Source organism: Neisseria arctica (genome assembly GCF_022870905.1).
GTDB classification, from domain to species: Bacteria; Pseudomonadota; Gammaproteobacteria; order Burkholderiales; family Neisseriaceae; genus Neisseria; species Neisseria arctica.
In genome coordinates, this window is record NZ_CP091510.1 from 2,067,647 (window position 1) to 2,087,437 (window position 19,791).

Genomic DNA, 19,791 nt, shown 5'->3' on the forward strand with positions numbered 1-19,791 from the left:
TAAAAGCATTGATTTAACAAGATTTAGATACTAACCTAAAACCATCCTAACAGATTAGACATAGACATTACGACATGACCTCAAACCAAAAAAAGCTAAGTTTTGAATTTTTCCCCACCCGTACACCTGAAGGCCGTGCCAAACAGGTTATCACCCGTAAGCAACTGAGCCAGTACAACCCTGAATTCTTCTCTTGTACCTCAGGTGCCGGAGGTTCGACCAAAGAGGGAACGATGCAGGCAATTAAAGACATCTTAAGCGAAGGCGTTCCCGCTGCTCCACACCTGCCCTGTGTAGGTATGCAACCCGGCGAAGTCATCAACCTGCTCAATGAATATAAAGATTTGGGCGTACGCCATGTGGTCGCATTGCGCGGCGATATCCCATCGGGTGTCGGTGCGGGCATGAGCGGTTTACGCTATGCCAATGAATTGGTCGAGTTGGTCAAAAACGAATTCGGCAACCATTTTCATATCGAAGTCGCGGCTTATCCCGAATACCATCCGCAAGCACGCAGTGCCGAAGACGACATCAATAATTTCGTCCGCAAGGCTAAAGCAGGAGCCGATTCCGCCATTACCCAATATTTCTATAATGCCGATGCCTATTTCCGTTTCGTGGACGATGTACATGGGCGCGGTGTGGATATTCCGATCATCCCGGGCATTATGCCGATTGCAAGTTTTTCCAAGCTGGCGCGCTTTTCCGATACCTGCGGTGCAGAAATCCCCCGCTGGCTGCGCCTGAAACTGCAATCGTATGCCGATGATACCGCCGCAATCAAAGCACTGGCATTAGACGTGGTAACGGAAATGTGCGAACGGTTGCTGCGGGAAGGTGCACCCAGCCTGCATTTTTATACATTAAATCAAGCAGGTTTGGTTTCGACTATTTGCCAACGTTTGGGCTATTAAACAAAAAAATGTAATATCTCAAGCAATTTTTTTTATGACGTGGTAATATAACGATTATGCAAATATACTTTTCTTTTATTTTCCTTCTTTTCTTGTCAAAAGGCAGGAAAATTCGGCGGGCTACATAGCCCGCTTTTTTTCAAGCAGTAAAAAACCGCCTAAACATACTATTTATCCTTACCCTAATTTAATATAGGCTTTTTCCAACCCTCAAAAAAGGCCGTCTGAAAGTTTGCAGACGGCCTTTTCGAATTGCTAAACAATCTTGCCTGATTACAAGTTCCCTAATTACGGCAAGACCTGATAAAACAATTACGCACCTTACTGAACAATCTCAGCCAAAGGCCAGCGCGGTTTGACGGTAAACGCGCCCGCTTCACGGCAGTTTTGCAAACGCATAGCACCGGCAAAAGCAATCATCGCCCCATTATCCGTACAATAGACCAAAGGAGGAAAAAATACGGCCACTTTTTCAGACGGCATAGGCTTACCGCCTTTATCTTTCCGCGGGCGTACACTCAACTTACCCAACTCTTCACGCAGTTTCCAGTTAGCACCCACACCGCCGGCAACCACCAGCGTACGGAAGCCGGTATCCAGTAAAGCCTGTTTGGACTTTGCCACCAACACATCCACTACGGCATCTTGAAATGCTCTGCAAATATCGTTGCGCGTCTGCTCGGGCAAACTACCACCGTTTTCTTCGCGCACTTTTTGCACCGTAGTCAATACCGATGTTTTCAATCCGGAAAAACTCATTTGCAAATCATGCGAATGCAGCATAGGGCGCGGGAAGGTAAAGGCATCGGCATTGCCTAACTTCGCCAGTTCGGAAAGTTTGGCACCGCCCGGATAAGGCAAATCCAACAGTTTGGCGGTTTTATCAAACGCCTCGCCGGCCGCATCATCAACACTCTCTCCCAACAGCGTATAGTCGCCGATACCGCGTACCGCCATAAATTGTGTATGTCCGCCCGACACCAACAAGGCTACAAATGGGAATTGCGGCTTTTCATTCGCTAATAAAGGCGAGAGCAGATGCCCTTCCAGATGGTGAACCGGAATCACGGGTTTGCCTAAGGCAAACGCCAGAGCATTGGCATAGCCCGAACCTGCCAGCAAAGCGCCGCCCAACCCCGGTCCCTGAGTAAATGCCACCGCATCAATATCGGTATAATCTTTGCCTGCCGCTTTCAAACAGGCTTCGGTCAAAGGCACAAGGCGGCGAATATGGTCGCGGCTGGCCAACTCGGGTACCACGCCGCCGTATTCGGCGTGCATCGCCATTTGCGTATGCAATTCATGCGCCAACAGGCCTTCCCGGGTGTCGTACAGCGCGACTCCGGTCTCATCGCAAGAAGATTCGATTCCCAATACCAACATGGTTAGGCAGACTCCTGCACAATGCTGAAACATCATGCGTATTCAATAATCGGGCTTTCAAACGGCATTTATGCCGTCTGAAAGGTAAAACGCGATATTTTAACGGATTTTCCGATTGATTTGGCTTATAATCGCGTTTCGATTTTTGCCGCGGTTCGCAACCATCCCGCGAAGAACAATGTTCTAAACCAAAACTAGGAAACCGTTATGACAACTGAAAAAGCCTTGGTCATCTTTTCAGGCGGCCAAGATTCCACTACCTGCCTGATTCAGGCTATCCGACAATACGGTCGGGAAAATGTCGAAGCCATTACTTTCCAATACGGCCAACGCCACAACATCGAACTGGAAAAAGCGCGCAGTATCGCAGCCGATTTGGGTATCCCCCAAACACTGCTTGACCTGACTCTGATGCAACAGGTTACCCGCAATGCGCTGATGGACGAAACCGCCGCGATTCAAACAGGCGAAAACGGCCTGCCCAATACCTTTGTAGACGGACGCAACGCCCTATTCCTACTCTATGCCGCTATCTATGCCAAAAGCCGCGGTATCCGCCATATTATCACCGGCGTATGTGAAACCGACTTTTCAGGCTATCCCGACTGCCGCGACGTTTTCATCAAATCGATGAACGTTACCCTCAATCTCGCTATGGACTACGCCTTTCAAATCCATACTCCGCTGATGTATCTCACCAAAGCGCAAACTTGGGCATTGGCCGATGAAATGGGCGTGCTCGATTATATCCGCACCCACACCCACACCTGCTATCTCGGCACAGAGGGCGGCTGCGGCGAATGCCCAAGCTGCGTATTACGCGAGCGCGGTCTAGCCGAGTATTTGGCCGGAAAATCCAGATAAACCCTATTTGATACAGCTGTTTCCGCCACACAGCCCAACATCTGCAATACGGTATAAAGAATCGTATTGCACGGCGTTTCCGGCCGTCTGAACGCGGCAACAGCAAACCTTGATGATGATGAAAATTACCAAAACCTTTTCGTTCGACATGGCCCACATGCTCGATAACCACGACGGCAAATGCAAAAACCTGCACGGCCACACCTACAAACTCGAAGTCGAAGTATGCGGCAACCTGATTGAAGGCGGAGCCAAAGACGGCATGGTGATTGATTTTTCCGATCTGAAACAATCCGTTAAAGCTTTAGTGGTCGAACCTTTCGACCATGCCTTCATCTACCACACCGGCAGCGAGCGCGAACGGCAAATCGCCCGTATGCTCGAGGGTTGGGGCTTGAAAACATTGGCTATGGACAAACGCACCACTGCCGAAAACATGGCGCAATATATGTTCGACCTGCTCCGGCGCAAAGGCCGTCTGAACATCTCGACCCTGCGACTATGGGAAACCCCTACGTCTTATTGCGAATGCAGCCTGTGAGGTCGTCTGAAATGCAAACAATCCAACCTGCCGATCCCATATTCCGTATTGTTGAAATTTTCGAAAGTCTGCAAGGCGAAGGCTACAATACCGGTATGCCTGCGGTTTTTATCCGCTTGGGCAAATGCAACCTAGCCTGCCGGTGGTGCGATACCGACTACCTTACATTCCAACAAATGCCGCTCAGCGAAATCTTAGGCCGTCTGAAAAACTATACCGCCCGCAACATCATCATTACCGGCGGCGAACCAACCATTCAACCACACCTCGAAACCTTATTGAACGCCTTAAAAAAAGAAGGTTATTACCTGTGTATCGAAACCAACGGGCTTAACCCCGTTCCGCCGCAGATTGATTACATTGCCACCAGCCCCAAAGCCTGCTATGCCGAAAAATACCAAACGCAATATATCAAGCGTGCCGATGAAGTGCGTATCGTTGTCGACGGCGATATCATCGCATTCTGCACCGCCATCGAACAAAAAATCCGCGCCCGACACTATTATCTTTCTCCGTGCGAGCAAAACGGCGTTATGAATATTTACGAAACCATCCGCCAAATCGGGCTGCTCAACAGCCGTCCCGATGCCGCCGTGCATTGGCAGTTGAGCGTACAAACACACAAATGGGCAGGTATCGAATAATAAAACCACCATTTTTCAGTATAGTTACCCGCCCGAAATTAAAAGGCCGTCTGAAAACTTTTTCAGACGGCCTTTTATGTGCCGATAAAGCCAACCTGCCTTCACCCGCACGCACCCAATATTCCGACTATTTTAGATAAACAAAGCAAATAAAACCTTCACCAAATCCGACAACGAATACGCGCTTTAGAATAACAACCTACATTTTCAGCATTTTTTTTAAATCTATTTCATCACAATACCACCCATATAAAAACAAGCCGTCTGAAAATTTCAGACGGCTTCTGCATACTACCTCTATCCGCTTTAGTGGCGGAAATGGCGTACGCCGGTTAATACCATAGCGATACCGTGTTCGTCTGCCGCATCGAATACTTCCTGATCACGCACAGAACCGCCCGGGTGGATAATCGCCTTAATGCCTTGCTCAGCAATCACATCCACGCCGTCGCGGAAGGGGAAAAACGCATCCGAAGCCGCGCAAGCGCCGTTGAGATCGAATCCGCCGTCTTGCGCTTTACGGGCGGCAATACGGGTAGAATCCACACGGCTCATCTGCCCGGCACCGATACCGAACGTTTGCCCGCCTTTGCCGAATACAATCGCATTCGACTTCACGTATTTGGCCACATTCCACACAAACATCAGATCTTTCCATTCCTGCTCGGTAGGCTCGCGCTTGCTTACCACAGTCAAATCCGCACGACGGATACGGTGGAGATCAGGCGTTTGCACCAACAGGCCGCCGCCGACACGTTTTAATTCGAAACGGTTCGCACCGGCCATTAAAGGCACTTCCAATACACGAACGTTTTTCTTAGCTGCAATCACTTCTTTGGCTTTGTCGGTAAACTTCGGCGCCATCAATACTTCGAGGAATTGCCCGGTCACCGCTTCTACGGTTTCCGCATCCACTTCGCGGTTAAAGGCAATAATCCCACCAAATGCGCTGGTGGTATCGGTAGCAAATGCCAAACGGTAAGCCGTCAGCGTATCCGCAGCGACCGCCACACCGCACGGGTTGGCATGCTTCACGATAACGCAAGTAGGCTCGTCAAACGCCTTAACGGCTTCCCAAGCAGCATCTGCATCGGCAATATTGTTGTACGACAACTCTTTGCCCTGCAACTGTGTATAACCAGAAAGACTGCCCGCCGCCGGATAAACATCACGGTAAAACGCAGCTTGTTGGTGCGGATTCTCACCATAGCGCAAATCCTGAACTTTCAACCAATTACCGTTAATTTGTTCCGGAAACTCATTAACTTCAGGTTCACCGCCTAATTTTTCATCATTAATGCTGGTGAGATAATTGGAAATCATACCGTCATATTGGGCTGTATGGCTGAAGGCTTTGCGTGATAAATTGAAGCGGGTTTTATCGCACAGCGTACCGCCGTTAGCGCGCAACTCCTCTACAACCTTATCGAAATCGGTATTATCCGTAATGATAGCAACGTGCTTCCAGTTTTTCGCTGCCGAACGCACCATAGTTGGGCCGCCGATATCAATATTTTCGATTGCATCTTCCAGCGTGCAACCGGGTTTGGCAATAGTAGCGGCAAAAGGATACAGGTTCACGCATACTAAATCGATATTACCGATATCGTGTTCGGCCATTTTAGCCACATGCTCGCTCAAATCGCGACGCCCCAAAATACCGCCGTGAATTTTCGGATGCAGGGTTTTCACACGCCCGTCCAGCATTTCGGGAAAACCGGTGTAATCGGCTACTTCGATCACTGGGATTTCCGCATCAGCCAGTAATTTCGCCGTACCGCCGGTAGAAAGGATTTCCACCCCCAAATCGTGTAAAGCACGGGCAAACTCAACCGCACCTTGTTTATCGGACAAACTGATTAACGCTCGTTTCACTGCTGCCATTATCGTTCCTTATACAGATAGGTTTTAACTGCTCAAGCCAAACAAATTACGCGATCAAATCATATTGCAAAAGTTTCTTACGTAGGGTATTACGATTCAGCCCCAATACAGCGGCAGCCTTCGACTGGTTACCTCCGCATTCGGCCATAACGGTGGCCAGCAACGGCTTTTCAACCTGCTGTAATACCATATCGTATACCGCACAAGGGGTTTCGCCGTCCAAATCACGGAAATATTGTTTTAAGTTATGCTCCACACAGTGGGCGATATCAGGGATTTTATTCGGCATAATATATTCTTTTTAATAAAAAAACAGAAAATCGGCTCTATTCTCAAATAGCCGTCTGAAACATTAGGGTTGTAAAGCCGCAGCCAATTCGGGAGCCATTTTATATACCAAAACCTCCGCCCCTGCTTTCGACAGATGGTCCGCATCTATATAGGCCATTTTCTCCCGACTGCCATCTAACGACAACAAACATTTGCGGTACTCATATCCGCCCAACTCGCAAAGATACGCCGAAGGTGCGATAAAAATAGCCTGGTTAGCCTCGGCAGTATGTTTCAAAGTCTTTTCAAGCTGTGGCAACACGATTGCCCTTGCCAGTAACCGCTCACTGCCGACATGCTCGGAAGCACTCCCCAACACTTGGGTATAAGCACGTTCGGCGGATATGTACCAACGCGGTACATTACCAATAACTACCACTTTGGTTTTTGGAGAAACCTTTCTGATGGCTTGGATGGTTTCTGCCAAATGGGTGCTGATTTCCTGATTATCCGCAGGTGCTTTTTCAAAAAACCAAATACTGTGCAAAATAACCGCATTGTAACGGTAACGGCCTATATCCGCGATAATTCTACGGTTAATTTTTCCACAGTTTGTCCGATTAGCATCCGCCTGAGGCAAACCCAGCAGAGGCGGGCAAGCCGATTGGTTTAACTGTGTCAATGCAATATCGTGCCTACGCGCAAAACCTGATAACCCTTGGTAAAGCGAAGCAGCATGGCTGTCCCCCCAAAGCAAGACATTATTCTTACCCTGCTCATAACATTCGGATTGTTGCTGATCCTGATGATAATCCTGAATCAAACAAATGTTCTGGCGGGTATTTTTACTCCATTCGTAATCTATTTTCGGCTCTTTGGCATGAAAATAAAAATGCCCTACCAAACCTGCCGCCAACAGTATAAAACTACCTGCAAAACTCATCTCGAAAATTCGACGCCGACTAAAATGATCACGCCGCCGGAAAGGCGCTTCGACATAACGCCACGTCAGATAAGCCAAAATCAACGACAAAACCGACAAACCGAGCATGATTGGCACGGATTCCAAGTGAAACTCCGACCTTACCCGCGCAAAAGCAAACAAAGGATTATGCCAAAGGTAAGCGCTATAACTGATCAAACCGATTTGTACCATCGGTTTGCTGCACAACAACCGTCCGGCCCAAGTTTTCGGTGTGGTAAAAATAATAACCAAAGCGCTGCCCAATACGGGCAATAATGCGCTGAATCCCGGGAAAGGCATATTGCGGTGATAACCAAAAATAGCCGCCAATATCAGCAGTAAACCCAACAAGCTACCCCATTGGTTTAATGCTTCGCTTTGTCGGCTACGGTCATACCTTGCAAAATAAAAAGCGATAAAACTACCAGCCAGCAGCTCCCATGCACGAAAAGGCAGCAGGTAAAAAGCTGCCGAAGGGTATTTCTGAACAGCCCATTGTGCAGAAATCAGGCTGGCTGCGGCAACCGCTACCAGCAAGGGTAACAACCAACGCTGCCCCCGCTTCCATAATAATAACAATAAGATAGGAAAAAACAGATAGAACTGCTCTTCCACCCCCAAGCTCCAAGTGTGCAGAAGGGGTTTTAACTCTGCGGCGGTTTCAAAATAACCGCTGGTAAACCAAAATAAAATATTAGAAGAAAAAAGCGATACCGCCGCCCAACTTTGCGCATATGCTTTCAATTCAGACGGCATAAGCCACATCAATGCGAGAGGCAAGGTTGCCAACATCACAAAAAATAAAGCGGGCAAAATACGGCGGAAGCGGCGTTCGTAAAAGTCCACCAGGGAAAAACGCCCTGCCCGAACATCTTCAAGCAAAATAGTGGTAATCAAATAACCACTGATAACAAAAAATATATCCACCCCGACAAAGCCGCCTTGAAAGGCGGAAAAGCCTGCGTGAAAAAGAATCACCGGTAATACTGCCAGAGCTCTCAAACCGTCGATTTCACTACGATATTTCATTTTTTTCCTTCTTATCCGTCTAACTTTTACACATTTTCCCAATACAAACAGATATTTAAATGAAACCGTATTGAAGCTTCCCTGAAAATTATTCAAGTCGGAACCGGCCATGAACCGACATTCCTTCAATCAAACAAATTTGAAGAGCAACAATATTATTTTTTACTTTTCTAAATATTCTGCCGATAAACAGCGGTTACCGTCTTAAATATAATCTGCTTTTCCGTTAATTTTCGTGCTGTTCTTCGCAATTTTATACCAATATCATGATCGGTAAAATATTTATCCACACCACGACATAGCTAAAATTTTTTAAATACAAAAGGTTGATATATATCAACGATAACTGCATACCCAAATATCAGTTTCATTCGGCAGATTATCTAAGAATGCTGCAACCGCATCATATTGTGCGGCCGCGCTTTCCAAACCATTGATTTCACGCCGAACAACCTCACCCCCGGGGAGAGAAGCGATATACCAGCCTATATGTTTGCGCGCAATACGCAAACCGGCCTGCTCACCGTAAAAAGCATACATGGCTTGTAAGTGGCTCAATACGGTTTGGCTGCACTGTGCCAAAGTTAACGGCGGCGGCAGTCTACCTGTTTCGGCGTAATGTTTCAAATCTCGGAAGATCCAAGGCTGGCCTTGTGCGCCACGGCCTATCATCACACCGTCGGCAGCAGTCTGACGCAAAACCGAAGCGGCTTTCTGATGATCGGTAATATCACCGTTCGCCCATACCGGTATACGGCTGCGGCTTTTCACTTCGGCAATCAATTCGTAACTGGCTTGTCCTTTATACATTTGCGTGCGTGTACGTCCATGAATAGCGAGAGCGGCAATACCTGCATCTTCGGCAATACGGGCAATGGTAAGAATATTTTTATGTTCGTCATGCCAGCCCAAACGGGTTTTCAAAGTAACTGGAACATCAACGGCACGCACAACTTCATTTAAGATTTCAGCTACTAAAGGTTCGTTTTGCAGAAGGGCGCTACCTGCCAAAACATTGCATACTTTTTTGGCCGGGCATCCCATATTGATATCAATTACTTCCGCGCCCATCTCAACGTTATAGCGTGCGGCTTCAGCCAATTGCTGCGGATTACTGCCCGCAATTTGAACAACCCGAACACCCTCCTCACCTCTGTAATCGCTGCGGCGTAGTGTTTTTCGGGTATTTCTGAGAGAGGGGTCGCTGGTAAGCATCTCTCCGACCACCCAACCTGCACCGAACCCCCGACACAATTGTCGGAAAGGCTTGTCGGTAATTCCGGCCATCGGCGCCAATGCAATAGGGGTATTAAAGGTATAAGCACCAATCCGCATATTGAAATTCGGGTCAAATAAATCGCTCATTGTACATTTTTTAAGCAATCATTCCAATAACGATTTTATTTATTAAAATAAAACAATAAACTAACAAATTCCCCCACTGTATTCCGTGTAAAACCGACTACGGTTTATTCAACCTATATCCTTACCCGCAAAGAAAAAAAGCAGATTGTCTGAAAACAACCTGCTGAAATTTAAAATCCCACTGATAAAAAACGGAAGTTCAAATAAATTGACTATAAACTCATTTGCCTTGTTTGATGCCGCCTGAAACGTTGTTCCAGGAAGGTTGGCCGCGTAAATACAAACTTCATTACTTTAAATGACTTTTTATATCAACTTAAACGACTTTTCTTATTTTGCCATCCTAGAATATTTCAGTTATCAAGGCCAGCCTATATCCGACAATAGTTAATGGTGGTGGTGTTCGCCGCCGTGCGGAGCTGCCGTACCAACAGGTAAGTAAGGTGCCGGATAGGCGCCGCTTGGCATATCCCATTTGATTTCTTTATCACCACAAATTTGAGTTACCGGAAAAACAAGTTTACCGTTTTGTTTTGGTGCCGCCTCCGACAAATAAGCACTGAACGTAAAAGTATCGAATTCATCATCTGCCAAGCTGCCGCCATGCCAAACCAATGTCTTGATACCGCTGCTATGCGTCTTTCCACGATAATCGTAACTATGCGTATAAGCACCGTGCTCTTTATCAATACGCCATCCCGCTTTGGCTTGAGGCTTAACAGCCAACACACCTTCAGGCATACTGATACGGATTGCGGTTGTTGCCGCACCACCGCATCCATGAGGCACTTTAAATACGGCAGTAAAATTTTGCTTTGGATCGGCCTGCTTAGGTTCGGTAAAACTAATATGTGCAGATGCAAACTGCACGCAGAACCCCGTACAAGCGGCAAAGAAAAATTTCTTCATTATCGCTCCCTTATTGCATTGAAAATAATCATAAAAACATCTTTATATTTTAAACAATCCATCTACAAAGAAAATGCGGCAAATTGCCGCACCGGAAAACAGGCCGTCTGAAAATAAGTTTTCAGACGGCCTTATATACCATATTTGGTTTTAATAACATCAAATACCAAACACTTTTACCCGCTCATTTACCGGTGTGAAACTCTTTTCAGCGGCAGGAGCAGCAATACCGCCAAATACCATCTGTGCCACCAGTTTCCAATCTTTTGGGATTTCCCACTCTCTCGCCACGGCATCGTCAATCAGCGGATTGTAATGCTGCAGATTGGCACCAATATCGGCGGAAGCCAAAGTCGTCCATACGGCATATTGGTTCATTGCATTTGCATGTTCGCCCCACACCGGGAAATTATCGGCATATGAAGGGAACTGCTCTTGTAAACCGCGGATAACCTTTTGGTCTTCAAAAAACAAAACCGTACCTGCAGCTGCTTTGAACATTGCCATTTTTTGTGCGGTCGGCTCAAAACGTTCGGCCGGTACAACCTCACGCAAAGCGCCTTCGGTCAATTCCCATAACTTTTCATGCTCCGCACCGAACAACACCACCATACGGGTAGATTGCGAATTAAACGAAGAAGGCGTATGCAATACCGCATGCTCCACAATATCCGTTACCCCTTGATTGGTTAACGGTAGATTTTTATTCAAAGCATAAACCGAACGGCGGCTTTCAGCAGCCTGTTGCAAATCTTTGTAAGTCATTTTCCATTTCCTTTATTCCGGTATCGCCCATCGGCAACAATTAACCACCGAAAAGCAGTTGTACTGCAAACAATATGATTCAAAACTTAGCCAAACGACAACAAGTACGACAAGTATAAACATCTAAAATACAACGGTATTATTACTATTCGGCTTTACTCAATCACACTTTGCCTTCTTGCCGGCGGAATTTATTATCCACTGCCCAAGCGCCACCACCCGCTGCGGCGATATAGATAAAGATAAAACTGAATAAAGCAGCAGCCTCACCACCGTTAAGCAGTGGCAGTAAAGCATTTCCTCCCGCAGCATGCGCCATAAAATAAGCTACCGCCATCTGGCCGGACAACACGAATGCAACCGGACGGGTAAATAAACCGATCAGCAATAATACCCCGCCCACCAGCTCCAAAATGCCCGCAAAGCCGTATAAGGAAAAAATCTGCAAACCGTCAAACATTTCCACATGCGGCAAGGCAAAAAGTTTGGCCGTGCCGTGCAGCATAAACATATATGCGGCACTAATGCGTAAAATCGACAGTAATACGGGTTGGAAGCGGTTTAAAAAATTCATAATTTATACCCTGATTTAAATAAAAATAGTTATCGAATGCCTGCAGTATAGGCATATACCAGCAATCAATATATACTGCTTTTATTGAAACATTTTTTCCTAATGAGAAATCATGGATACATTATTCAGCCTGAAAGTTTTCCGGGAAGTGGTACAAAGCGGCAGCTTTACCCGTGCCGCCGACAAATTAGATATTTCCATCGCCATGGCCAGCAAACATGTCAGCCATTTGGAAAATACCATTCAAGCCAAACTGCTTCACCGCAACAGCCGCAATCTGCACCTCACCGAAGCCGGCGAAGAATATTACCGCCAATGCAGTTATGCGCTTGAAACCTTGCAATCTGCCGCCGATAAAGCTGCGGGCGGGGCTGATAAACCGCAGGGATTACTACGCATGACCATGCCGCTTTGGTTTGCTACATCTTATGTAAGCCAGTGGTTTGCCGAATACCGCCGTCTCTATCCTGAAGTATCACTCGACCTTCATCTGGATAACCGCCGTGTCGATTTGATTGCAGACGGCGTCGATTTAGCCTTGCGCGTATCCAACGAACCGCATCCCTCGCTAATCGTCAAACCTTTGGCAAAAATAGAGTTTTTCCTGGTAGCATCACCCGCCTACCTAGATTTGCACGGCACCCCCGAAACACCTGCCGAAGTACAACGGCACGAAGCCGTATTGCCCAGCTATGTCGATTTGAGCGATGTTGCCATTACCGCCAAAGATGGTAGCCAGGAAACCTTGACACTGAAATCATCTATCCTCAGCGACAATACGCTGATGTGCCGCAAACTGATTCAGGCCGGCTGCGGTATCGGTTATCTACCCTTATGGGCCATTGCCGAAGATTTGCAGCAAGGTTCACTGGTACGCCTGCTGCCTGATTACAGCATGCTGACCACCCAACTTTATGCCGCATACGTTGATAGGGCGTTTCTCAGTGCCAAAGTCAGAAGTATGATTGACTTTCTCAGCAACAAAATCAATCACTGCCCGATTTCGTTATTACCTTAACAATGGATAAAAAGTAACGAGGCCGTCTGAAAATATTCAGACGGCCTCGTATCATGCCAAATACAAACGGCAGCTTAATCAGCTCTCAACCGGAATAATACCGATTTTGGCCTGCCACTCTTTCGGCGCGATGGCATGCACGGATTTACCGCTGCTGTCTACGGCTACGGTAACCGGCATATCTTTTACTTCAAATTCATAAATCGCCTCCATACCCAACTCGGGGAACGCCACCACTTTGGCTTCTTTAATGGCTTTCGCTACCAGATAAGCCGCACCGCCGGTCGCCATCAGGTAAACCGCTTTGTTGTCTGCAATCGCTTCGCAAGCCGCAGCACCGCGCTCTGATTTGCCAATCATACCCAACAGACCGGTTTGTTCCAGCATTTGACGGGTGAATTTGTCCATGCGGGTAGCGGTCGTTGGCCCGGCCGGGCCAACCACTTCATCGCGCACGGGATCCACTGGGCCGACGTAGTAAATCAGTTTGTCGGTAAAATCAACCGGCAGTTTTTCGCCTTTGTTGAGCATATCGACCATACGTTTATGTGCGGCATCGCGGCCCGTGTAAATTTTACCGTTCAACAGCAGCACATCACCGGTTTTCCATTGGGCGACATCGGCTTTGGTGAGCTCGTCCACATTCACGCGGATACCGTTATCGGGGCTGTAAGTCAGATCCGGCCAGTCTTCGAGTGAAGGCGGCACCAGCTTGGCCGGACCGGAACCGTCGAGCTCAAATTCGACATGACGGGTAGCCGCACAGTTCGGAATCATGGCAACCGGCTTAGACGCGGCATGAGTCGGATAATCAAGGATTTTCACATCCAAAACAGTTGTAAGACCACCCAAACCTTGGGCACCGATACCCAACGCATTTACTTTTTCATACAGCTCCAAACGCAAAGCTTCCACAGTGCTCAGTTCCGCACCGGAAGCAGCCTTTTCCTGCAACTCCTGAATATCAATATGGCTCATCAGGGATTCTTTGGCCAACAATGCTGCTTTTTCGGGCGTACCACCGATACCGATACCCAAAATACCGGGCGGACACCAGCCCGCACCCATAGTCGGTACAGTTTTCAGTACCCAATCGACAATCGAATCCGAGGGGTTGAGCATAGCCAGTTTGGATTTGTTTTCAGAGCCGCCGCCTTTGGCCGCACACGTTACTTCGATTTTATCCCCCGCTACGATTTCCATGTGTACGACTGCGGGCGTATTGTCTTTAGTGTTTTGACGCTTGCCTGCTGGATCGGCCAATACCGAAGCGCGCAATATGTTATCGGGGTTGGTATAGGCGCGGCGCACACCCTCATTCACCATTTCCTGAACGCTCATTTGGGCATCCCACTGCACGTTCATACCGACTTTTAGGAAAACGGTAGCAATACCGGTATCTTGGCAAATAGGACGGTGGCCTTCGGCACACATGCGGCTGTTTACCAGAATTTGCGCCATAGCATCTTTGGCGGCAGGATTGGCTTCTTTTTCCCAAGCCTTTGTTAAGGCTTTAATATAATCGGCGGGATGATAATAGCTGATAAACTGAAATGCATCAGCGATACTTTGGATAAAATCTTCTTGTTTGATGACGGTCATGTTTGGCTCCTTTGGGTCATGATTGCGGCACGTTCAGACGGCCTTTATTGCTATAAACAGGGTGTCTGATATTACAACATGTTATTGGAAAGGTGTAGACAAAAGAAATAGTTTTTCCCGATTGGCCTGATGCAGCATAGATAAACTTGTCAAAAGTTTGATTTCGGCACGGCTGGCATTACAATAAACCATTCTTTTTTGCATGATTGTTTAGATATTATGAAAATCCTGATTCTCGGCAGCGGCCAAGTCGGCTCGACTATCGCTCAGAATTTGTCGGCGATGCCGGATAACGATGTCACCATTATTGATATCGACGAAACCGCATTGCATACCCTAGGCAGCCGCTTGGATGTCCAAACCATGTTGGGTAATGCCGCTTCACCCAAAGTACTGGAACAAGCCGGAGCTGCCGATACTGACTTACTATTGGCCGTAACCCGCAGCGACGAAACCAACTTAGTCGCCTGCAAAATCGCCGCAGATTTGTTTAATATTCCAAACCGCATCGCCCGCGTGCGCTCCAGCGAATATTTGGAATACCGCCCGGATAACGAAGAAATAGAAAACAGCTTATCGCTGTTTGAAGTGACCGACTCCATCAGCCCAGAGCAATTAGTAACCGAGAGGCTTGCATCATTATTGAGCTACACCAGCACCTTACAAGTACTGAAGTTTGCCGAAGATAAAGCCAAGATGGTTATCGTACAAGCTCATAAAGGCGGCCTGCTGGTCAATAAGGAAATCGCCCAAATCAACAGCCACCTGCCCGACGGCGTGGATTGCCAGATTTGCGCCATCTACCGCAACAACCAATTAATCGTCCCTTCCGCCCGCACTGTGATTATCGAAGGAGACGAAGTTTGCTTCGTAGCCGCATCGTCAGACGTCAAAGCAATTATGCGCGAACTCAGGCCACTGGAACAAAGCACCCGCCGCGTGATGATTGCTGGCGGCGGCAATATCGGCTTCCGCTTGGCCAAGCAGCTGGAAAGCAAGTTGGATATCAAAATTATCGAATATAACCATTCCCGCGCCCTGTGGCTGGCGGAAAACCTCGACCAAACCTTGGTCTTGCACGGCAGCGCAACCGATGAAAGCCTGCTTACCGAAGAATATATCGACGAAGTGGATATATTCTGTGCCGTCACCAATGACGATGAAAATAATATTATGTCGGGCTTGCTGGCGAAAAACTTCGGAGCCAAACGGGTTATTGCGATTGTAAACCGTTCCAGTTATGTGGATTTGCTGGAGGGTAACAAAATCGATATCGTGGTTTCACCGCATTTGGTTACCATCGGTTCGATTCTGGCGCACATCCGCCGCGGCGATGTAGTAGCGGTACACCCGTTACGTCGCGGCACGGCGGAAGCAATCGAAGTAGTGGTACACGGTGATGAAAAAACATCTGCCTTGGTAGGCCGCCGCGTTTCGGAAGTGAAATGGCCCCAAGGTTGCCACTTTGCCGCTTTGGTTCGTGAAGACCAAGTCATTATGGGGCACAAAGAAGATGCGGTAATGGCCGAGGGCGACCATCTGATTTTCTTCGTTTCCCGCCGCCGCGTATTGCGCGAATTGGAAAAACTGATTCAGGTTAAAATGGGCTTTTTCGGTTAAATCTCAAAAGGCCGTCTGAAAAACATATTTCAGACGGCCTTTTACCAATGAAACCAAATACAACCTTGAATATGCAGAGCAGCTGTTTTCAATGTGATTTCAGGGTTGTCAATATTTTGTCATGAAACTGTTTTATCATGCGGCATAAAACTATTTTTAGGGAGAGCAAACAGCATGGCAGAACGTATTTCGTCTCACTTCAACCAAGAGCTTGAAAGTGTACGCAGCGAAGTAATGCGTATGGGCGGCTTGATTGAAGAACAGCTAAAAGCCGTATTAACCGCATTATCCAGCACCAATGCTTCGGGGCTGACTGCCGTGATTGACGGCGACAGCATCATCAACGAACTCGAAGTCGGTATTGATGACGCTTGTCAAAACATTATCGCCCGCCGCCAACCGGCCGCCAGCGATTTACGATTTGTGCTTACCGTCAGCAGAATTATTGTTGACTTGGAACGCATGGGCGATGAACTGAAAAAAATCGCTTTATCCGCCCATGAATTGTTCATGCACAACAAAGTTACTTCCACCCAACTTTACGATACCCACCGTTTGGCAGCCATGACCGCACCCATGATACGCCGCAGCTTGGATGCTTTTGCCCGCTTGGATTCGAAAGCCATCTTGGATTTGAACGAAGCCGACAACAAACTCGACACCGACTACCGCAACCAGTCGCGCATGTTGATCAGCTTTATGATCGAAGATCCGCGCAATATCACCACCTGCATGGAAGTAATGATGATGAATAAGGCCATCGAGCGTATCGGCGACCATGCCAAGAATATTGCCGAGCATGTGGTTTACTTGGTACGCGGTGTTGATGTGCGTCATACGCCGCTGGAAAAAGTAAAGGCCGATTTGGAAGATTAAATCAACGGATGCAGCAAATTCACGGCAGCCTACGGGCTGCTTTTTTTATACCTTCGCACACCTTGTCGGTTATTCAAATAAAAAATTTCCCAATCATCTTGTGCAACCTTATTGGTACAAACCCGTATTTACCGTGCGGTTCAGGCAATGCCGTCTGAAACAAACGCTGCTAAAAACCCCACTCCAATGTTACAAAACCACCCACACCATCAGATCCGAATCAGCACCAACCTTACCCCATCAAAAAAGTTCTAATTAAAATCAAAAGGTTAATAAACAAGCTGTCAAGTATGTAAGCTTTTGTAACCTCTGTCACACATCTGAAACAATGCTTGCTTAAACTTAGCAGCGTTTCCAAACACCCTTGATACAAGAGAGAAAACACCATGAAAATCCGCACTCTTACCGCTGCTCTTATCGCCACTTTTGCTTTGGCTGCTTGCGGCGGCTCAGAAAACACTGCTCCGGCAGCCAAACCTGAAGCAGGCGCATCTACCGCTCCGGCAGGCAATGCTGAAAAAGTTACCTTGGATGTCACCGGTGCAGGCGCATCATTCCCACAACCGATTTATGTCCAATGGGCGCAAGCTTACCAAACTGCTGTTGGTGGCCGCATCAACTACCAATCTATCGGCTCTTCGGGCGGTGTCAAACAAATTACAGCCAAAACCGTGGATTTCGGCGCATCTGATTCTCCTCTAAAAGCTGAAGATTTGGAAAAAGAAGGCCTGATCCAATTCCCGACCGTTATCGGCGGCGTTGTACCGGTAGTCAACGTGGAAGGTATCAAACCGGGCGAATTGAAACTAAGCGGCGAAGTATTAGCCGAAATCTACTTGGGCAAAATCACCAAGTGGAACGATCCGAAAATCACAGCCCTCAACGAAGGCTTGGCGTTGCCCGACGCACCGATTACCACCGTATTCCGTTCCGACGGTTCTGGCACCAGCTTCATCTTTACCACTTACCTGAGCCAAGTTTCCAACGAATGGAAAGACAGCGTAGGCGCAGCCAATACTGTTAAATGGCCGACTTCAAGTTCCGGTGCGGCAGGCAAAGGCAACGAAGGCGTATCAACTTATGTTAACCGCGTGAAAAACTCTATTGGTTACGTTGAATACGCTTACGCCAAGCAAAACAATATGTCGCACGTTCAAATGCAGAACAAAGCGGGCAACTATGTACAACCCTCTCAAGAAACCTTCGCCGCTGCCGCCGATGTTGATTGGAAGAGCGTTCCCGGCTTCAGCCTGGTGCTGACTAACCAACCTGCCGAAAAAGCTTGGCCGCTGGCTGCCGCTACTTTCATTTTGGTACACAAAAAAGCGGATGATGCCGCCAAAGCCAAGGCTGTCTTGAGCTTCTTCGACTGGGCTTACCAAAACGGTGACGAAGCTTCTGCAAAACTTGATTATGTACCGCTGCCTGCCTCTGTAAAAGACTTGGTACGCGAAGAATGGAAAAAAATTACCGATGCTAACGGTACGGCGGTTTATTAATCCGCTTTAATAACCAAAGGCCGTCTGAAAGCCCTAAAGGCGGTATTTCAGACGGCCTTTGGTTATATCTGATCCGTTCGGTTAACTCAAAAGAAAAATCCTCATGAGCACACTTCAACAAAAACTCAAACGAGAACGGTTGCTTGACATGTTATTCGTCGGCACTACCCGTATGTTTGCCTTTCTGCTACTAGCCAGCTTGGTCGGCATCATGCTTTCTTTGGTGATTGGTGCCTTACCGAGCATGCGAGAATTCGGTTTAGGTTTCTTCACTTCTGCCAACTGGGATACGGTACAAGGACAATACGGCGCACTGGCACCAATTTACGGCACACTGGTTACCTCGGTAATCGCTCTGCTGATTGCCGTACCGGTGAGTTTCGGTATTGCTATTTTCCTGACCGAGCTATGTCCGACAACTCTGCGCCGCCCACTTGGCATCTGTATCGAACTACTGGCGGGTATTCCTTCGATTATTTACGGTATGTGGGGCTTATTCGTATTCGCACCTGTATTTTCAGAATATATCCAACCTTTTTTTATTGAATATCTCGGCCCGATACCTTTTATCGGTTCACTATTTCACGGCGCACCGATGGGTATCGGCCTCTTTGCCGCCGGCCTCATTCTGGCGATTATGATTATTCCATTTATCGCTTCAGTAATGCGCGATGTGTTTGAAGTTACCCCACCGATGTTGAAAGAATCCGCCTACGGTTTGGGTTCGACTACTTGGGAAGTCGTACGTTATGTGGTATTACCCTACACCAAAACCGGCGTGGTGGGTGGCATCATTTTGGGCTTGGGGCGTGCCTTGGGCGAAACTATGGCCGTTACTTTCGTTATCGGCAATACCTTCAATATTAGTGCCAGCCTCTATAACTCGGGCGTATCAATTACCTCTGCATTGGCTAACGAATTTGCCGAAGCAGTCGACCCGTTACACCTATCGTCATTGCTCTATCTGGGCTTGATCCTGTTTGTGATTACCTTCGTGGTCCTGTGTATTTCCAAACTGATGCTGTTGCGCATGCAGCGTAACGAAGGCCGCGCGCATTAAGGAATCTTGT

General features: G+C 47.6%; 18 protein-coding genes. 9 read left to right on the plus strand and 9 right to left on the minus strand.

Annotated elements, in window-relative coordinates:
• The first annotated feature begins 74 nt into the window (after nucleotides 1–74).
• A complete protein-coding gene (gene metF / locus LVJ86_RS09535; RefSeq protein WP_047760907.1) occupies nucleotides 75–914 on the plus strand; it encodes a methylenetetrahydrofolate reductase [NAD(P)H] in 840 nt (279 codons plus the stop codon).
• 321 nt (nucleotides 915–1,235) lie between these two features.
• Here the strand turns inward: metF and tsaD are convergent, their stop codons facing one another.
• Nucleotides 1,236–2,297, minus strand: a complete 1,062-nt coding sequence (gene tsaD, locus LVJ86_RS09540) for a tRNA (adenosine(37)-N6)-threonylcarbamoyltransferase complex transferase subunit TsaD (RefSeq protein WP_047760908.1) — start codon at nucleotides 2,295–2,297, stop codon at nucleotides 1,236–1,238.
• 207 nt (nucleotides 2,298–2,504) lie between these two features.
• On the opposite strand from tsaD, the gene queC reads away from it, so the two are divergent.
• The 3 genes from queC to LVJ86_RS09555 all read left to right on the plus strand — a co-directional run bounded on the left by queC (nucleotide 2,505) and on the right by LVJ86_RS09555 (nucleotide 4,346).
• Nucleotides 2,505–3,161, plus strand: a complete 657-nt coding sequence (queC, locus tag LVJ86_RS09545) for a 7-cyano-7-deazaguanine synthase QueC (RefSeq protein ID WP_047760909.1) — start codon at nucleotides 2,505–2,507, stop codon at nucleotides 3,159–3,161.
• A gap of 118 nt (nucleotides 3,162–3,279) precedes the next feature.
• The gene (gene queD / locus LVJ86_RS09550) at nucleotides 3,280–3,702 is read left to right on the plus strand and encodes a 6-carboxytetrahydropterin synthase QueD (protein WP_047760966.1); all 423 of its coding nucleotides are present in this window, start codon (nucleotides 3,280–3,282) and stop codon (nucleotides 3,700–3,702) included.
• Nucleotides 3,703–3,713: 11 nt separating this feature from the next.
• A complete protein-coding gene (locus LVJ86_RS09555; RefSeq protein ID WP_047760910.1) occupies nucleotides 3,714–4,346 on the plus strand; it encodes a 7-carboxy-7-deazaguanine synthase QueE in 633 nt (210 codons plus the stop codon).
• A gap of 306 nt (nucleotides 4,347–4,652) precedes the next feature.
• Here LVJ86_RS09555 and purH read toward each other — a convergent pair whose 3' ends face one another.
• From purH to LVJ86_RS09590, 7 genes are all read right to left on the minus strand, one after another.
• On the minus strand, nucleotides 4,653–6,230 hold the full coding sequence (purH, locus tag LVJ86_RS09560) for a bifunctional phosphoribosylaminoimidazolecarboxamide formyltransferase/IMP cyclohydrolase (RefSeq protein WP_047760911.1): 1,578 nt from the start codon (nucleotides 6,228–6,230) through the stop codon (nucleotides 4,653–4,655).
• A 46-nt stretch (nucleotides 6,231–6,276) separates the two neighbouring features.
• Entirely contained in the window at nucleotides 6,277–6,519 is a 243-nt protein-coding gene (locus LVJ86_RS09565; protein WP_047760912.1) for a Fis family transcriptional regulator, read from the minus strand.
• Between the two features lie 63 nt (nucleotides 6,520–6,582).
• Nucleotides 6,583–8,493: an acyltransferase family protein gene (locus LVJ86_RS09570; RefSeq protein WP_047760913.1), complete on the minus strand. Its 1,911-nt coding sequence runs from the start codon at nucleotides 8,491–8,493 to the stop codon at nucleotides 6,583–6,585.
• A 336-nt stretch (nucleotides 8,494–8,829) separates the two neighbouring features.
• Nucleotides 8,830–9,828, minus strand: coding sequence for a tRNA dihydrouridine synthase DusB (gene dusB / locus LVJ86_RS09575; RefSeq protein WP_047760967.1), 999 nt, complete (start codon nucleotides 9,826–9,828; stop codon nucleotides 8,830–8,832).
• Nucleotides 9,829–10,245: 417 nt separating this feature from the next.
• Entirely contained in the window at nucleotides 10,246–10,767 is a 522-nt protein-coding gene (locus LVJ86_RS09580; RefSeq protein ID WP_047760914.1) for a YcnI family copper-binding membrane protein, read from the minus strand.
• 159 nt (nucleotides 10,768–10,926) lie between these two features.
• Nucleotides 10,927–11,532: a nitroreductase family protein gene (locus LVJ86_RS09585; protein ID WP_047760915.1), complete on the minus strand. Its 606-nt coding sequence runs from the start codon at nucleotides 11,530–11,532 to the stop codon at nucleotides 10,927–10,929.
• 163 nt (nucleotides 11,533–11,695) lie between these two features.
• Nucleotides 11,696–12,109 carry a DoxX family protein gene (locus LVJ86_RS09590; RefSeq protein ID WP_047760916.1) on the minus strand — a complete coding sequence of 138 codons (414 nt, stop codon included), beginning with the start codon at nucleotides 12,107–12,109 and terminating at the stop codon, nucleotides 11,696–11,698.
• Between the two features lie 109 nt (nucleotides 12,110–12,218).
• On the opposite strand from LVJ86_RS09590, the gene LVJ86_RS09595 reads away from it, so the two are divergent.
• Nucleotides 12,219–13,124: a LysR family transcriptional regulator gene (locus LVJ86_RS09595; protein WP_047760917.1), complete on the plus strand. Its 906-nt coding sequence runs from the start codon at nucleotides 12,219–12,221 to the stop codon at nucleotides 13,122–13,124.
• A 78-nt stretch (nucleotides 13,125–13,202) separates the two neighbouring features.
• On the opposite strand, the gene LVJ86_RS09600 is transcribed toward LVJ86_RS09595, so the two are convergent.
• Nucleotides 13,203–14,726, minus strand: a complete 1,524-nt coding sequence (locus LVJ86_RS09600) for a fumarate hydratase (protein ID WP_047760918.1) — start codon at nucleotides 14,724–14,726, stop codon at nucleotides 13,203–13,205.
• A gap of 219 nt (nucleotides 14,727–14,945) precedes the next feature.
• Between LVJ86_RS09600 and trkA the strand changes: the two genes are divergently transcribed.
• The 4 genes from trkA to pstC all read left to right on the plus strand — a co-directional run bounded on the left by trkA (nucleotide 14,946) and on the right by pstC (nucleotide 19,781).
• The gene (trkA, locus tag LVJ86_RS09605; RefSeq protein ID WP_047760919.1) at nucleotides 14,946–16,346 is read left to right on the plus strand and encodes a Trk system potassium transporter TrkA; all 1,401 of its coding nucleotides are present in this window, start codon (nucleotides 14,946–14,948) and stop codon (nucleotides 16,344–16,346) included.
• 174 nt (nucleotides 16,347–16,520) lie between these two features.
• The gene (gene phoU, locus LVJ86_RS09610) at nucleotides 16,521–17,222 is read left to right on the plus strand and encodes a phosphate signaling complex protein PhoU (RefSeq protein WP_047760920.1); all 702 of its coding nucleotides are present in this window, start codon (nucleotides 16,521–16,523) and stop codon (nucleotides 17,220–17,222) included.
• Between the two features lie 386 nt (nucleotides 17,223–17,608).
• Nucleotides 17,609–18,721 (plus strand): phosphate ABC transporter substrate-binding protein PstS, encoded by a 1,113-nt coding sequence (gene pstS / locus LVJ86_RS09615; protein ID WP_047760921.1) that lies wholly within the window; start codon nucleotides 17,609–17,611, stop codon nucleotides 18,719–18,721.
• 103 nt (nucleotides 18,722–18,824) lie between these two features.
• Nucleotides 18,825–19,781 (plus strand): phosphate ABC transporter permease subunit PstC, encoded by a 957-nt coding sequence (pstC, locus tag LVJ86_RS09620; RefSeq protein WP_047760922.1) that lies wholly within the window; start codon nucleotides 18,825–18,827, stop codon nucleotides 19,779–19,781.
• Nucleotides 19,782–19,791: the final 10 nt, after the last annotated feature.

Coding starts and splice junctions, on each gene's coding strand:
- LVJ86_RS09595 (WP_047760917.1), top strand. CDS start 12,219: ATGGATACATTATTCAGCCTGAAAGTTTTCCGGGAAGTGGTACAAAGC.
- LVJ86_RS09555 (WP_047760910.1), top strand. CDS start 3,714: ATGCAAACAATCCAACCTGCCGATCCCATATTCCGTATTGTTGAAATT.
- trkA (WP_047760919.1), top strand. CDS start 14,946: ATGAAAATCCTGATTCTCGGCAGCGGCCAAGTCGGCTCGACTATCGCT.
- queD (WP_047760966.1), top strand. CDS start 3,280: ATGAAAATTACCAAAACCTTTTCGTTCGACATGGCCCACATGCTCGAT.
- LVJ86_RS09600 (WP_047760918.1), bottom strand. CDS start 14,726: ATGACCGTCATCAAACAAGAAGATTTTATCCAAAGTATCGCTGATGCA.
- LVJ86_RS09580 (WP_047760914.1), bottom strand. CDS start 10,767: ATGAAGAAATTTTTCTTTGCCGCTTGTACGGGGTTCTGCGTGCAGTTT.
- LVJ86_RS09565 (WP_047760912.1), bottom strand. CDS start 6,519: ATGCCGAATAAAATCCCTGATATCGCCCACTGTGTGGAGCATAACTTA.
- LVJ86_RS09585 (WP_047760915.1), bottom strand. CDS start 11,532: ATGACTTACAAAGATTTGCAACAGGCTGCTGAAAGCCGCCGTTCGGTT.
- pstS (WP_047760921.1), top strand. CDS start 17,609: ATGAAAATCCGCACTCTTACCGCTGCTCTTATCGCCACTTTTGCTTTG.
- tsaD (WP_047760908.1), bottom strand. CDS start 2,297: ATGTTGGTATTGGGAATCGAATCTTCTTGCGATGAGACCGGAGTCGCG.
- metF (WP_047760907.1), top strand. CDS start 75: ATGACCTCAAACCAAAAAAAGCTAAGTTTTGAATTTTTCCCCACCCGT.
- pstC (WP_047760922.1), top strand. CDS start 18,825: ATGAGCACACTTCAACAAAAACTCAAACGAGAACGGTTGCTTGACATG.
- dusB (WP_047760967.1), bottom strand. CDS start 9,828: ATGCGGATTGGTGCTTATACCTTTAATACCCCTATTGCATTGGCGCCG.
- LVJ86_RS09570 (WP_047760913.1), bottom strand. CDS start 8,493: ATGAAATATCGTAGTGAAATCGACGGTTTGAGAGCTCTGGCAGTATTA.
- purH (WP_047760911.1), bottom strand. CDS start 6,230: ATGGCAGCAGTGAAACGAGCGTTAATCAGTTTGTCCGATAAACAAGGT.
- phoU (WP_047760920.1), top strand. CDS start 16,521: ATGGCAGAACGTATTTCGTCTCACTTCAACCAAGAGCTTGAAAGTGTA.
- queC (WP_047760909.1), top strand. CDS start 2,505: ATGACAACTGAAAAAGCCTTGGTCATCTTTTCAGGCGGCCAAGATTCC.